This window comes from Ideonella sp. P3_A4 (genome assembly GCF_056403075.1).
The window spans coordinates 1-866 of sequence record NZ_JBFUGE010001216.1; the positions used below are offsets into that span (position 1 = coordinate 1).

An 866-nucleotide genomic window follows, 5' to 3' on the forward strand; every position below is an offset into this window, starting at 1 on the left:
GCCAGGGTCAGCGCGGCGATCCAGTGCACGATGCGTTCGGGTTGGCGTGAGGCCAGCAGCAGCACCGTGGCCATCGCCGATGGGCCGGCCAGCAGCGGCACCGCGAGCGGGAAGATCATCGGCTCGCGATTGCTGTCGGTCGCGTAGATCTCACCGCCCGAGGCGAAGATCATGCGGATCGCGATGATGATCAGGATCACGCCGCCGGCCACTTCGAGCGAGCGCTCGGACAGGTGCATCAGGCTCAGGAAACCCTGGCCGGTGAACATGAAGGCCAGCAGCACGCCGAAGGCGATCGACACCTCTCGCACGGYGACGATGGTGCGCCGCTCGGGCGCCACGCCGCGCAGCACCGAAATGAAGATCGGCAGGCTGCCGAACGGGTCCAGCACCAGCAACAGCAGCACGAACGCGGAGACGAAGGTGTGGTCCATGGGTCGCGATTATCGGCGGGTCTGCGCGGCAGAACTTCGGCGAGGCGGTGAGCTCGTGGCGGGCACCGTCCATCGCCAAACTGGCTGGGCCTCCCTTCCAGAGGGAGGTCGAGTGGGAGTCCTCTGCATGCTGGAGCCCCCGCTACGAGGGGGCTTGGGGGAGATCAACGTTCAGCCAAAGGCTGGGAGTCCGGGCGGCTTTTGCCGCTCGGGCTCCTAGCCCCGTGGATGGTGCTTGGCGTGCAGCGCCTTCAAGCGCTCGCGAGCGACATGGGTGTAGATCGTCGTCGTCGAGATGTCGGCGTGGCCCAGCAGCATCTGCACCGCGCGCAGGTCGGCACCGTGGTTCAGAAGGTGCGTCGCAAAAGCGTGGCGCAGCGTGTGCGGCGACAAGGGTGCGGTGATGCCAGCCTGCTTGGCGTATTTCTTGAC

At 66.6% G+C, this 866-nt stretch carries 2 protein-coding genes; both read right to left on the reverse strand.

Annotation, left to right across the window (positions count from 1 at the left end; all coding sequences use genetic code 11):
* A partial coding sequence (locus AC1DYI_RS37095; RefSeq protein ID WP_477209063.1) for a MarC family protein occupies nt 1–434 on the reverse strand: 434 nt, incomplete at its 3' end.
* 216 nt (nt 435–650) lie between these two features.
* A partial coding sequence (locus tag AC1DYI_RS37100) for a tyrosine-type recombinase/integrase (protein WP_477209064.1) occupies nt 651–866 on the reverse strand: 216 nt, incomplete at its 5' end.